The organism is Nocardia sichangensis (assembly GCF_047200615.1).
Lineage (GTDB): Bacteria > Actinomycetota > Actinomycetes > Mycobacteriales > Mycobacteriaceae > Nocardia > Nocardia sichangensis.
The window spans coordinates 1-796 of the sequence record NZ_JBJZOK010000126.1 but is presented as its reverse complement, the minus strand read 5'-3'; the positions used below and the strand labels follow the sequence as shown (position 1 = coordinate 796).

Below are 796 nucleotides of genomic sequence, written 5' to 3'. Positions count from 1 at the left end.
AGTTGGGTGTGCCTTCGTAGACGACTTGGGTGGTGCGGTTGGCCAGGGGGCCGTAGACGATGTAGCTGTGTCCGGTGACCCAGCCGATGTCGGCGGTGCACCAGTAGATGTCTTGTCCGGGTTTGTGGTCGAAGACGTTGTGGTGGGTGTAGGCGGTTTGGGTGAGGTAGCCGCCGGTGGTGTGGAGGATGCCTTTGGGTTTTCCGGTGGTGCCGGAGGTGTAGAGGATGAACAGGGGGTGTTCGGCGTCGAAGGGTTGGGGTTCGTGGTGGGGTGCGGCGGTGGTGACGGTGTCGTGCCACCACAGGTCGCGGCCTTCGGTCCAGGGGACTTCGATGCCGGTGCGGCGCACCACCAGCACATGCTCGACGCTGGATGGGGTGTCGCCGTGGGCGTAGAGGGCCTCGTCGACGGCTTCCTTCAGTGGGGCGGCTTTGCCGCGCCGCCACTGCCCGTCGGTGGTGATCACCAGGCGGGCTCGGGCGTCGTCGACGCGCTGGCGCAACGCGGTGGGGGAGAATCCGGCGAAGACGACGGAGTGGGTCAGCCCGAGGCGAGCGCAGGCGAGCATGGCGACGATGGCTTCCGGCACCATCGGCATGTAGATCGCCACCCGGTCGCCCGCGACCAGGCCCAGTTCGGTGAACGCGTTGGCGGCCCGGCAGACCTCGTCCCGCAGTTGTTCGTAGGTGATGGCGCGTGAGTCGCCGGGTTCGCCTTCCCAGTGGATGGCGACCTGGTCGCCGTGTCCGTCCAGGACGTGGCGGTCCACGCAGTTGTAGGCGACGTTGAGCTT

The 796-nt window shown here is 67.1% G+C and carries 1 protein-coding gene; it reads right to left on the bottom strand.

All coding sequences use genetic code 11. The features are described from left to right. Positions 1-796 (bottom strand): AMP-binding protein (locus ACL03I_RS39425; protein ID WP_412808663.1); only part of this gene is annotated, 796 nt, incomplete at both ends.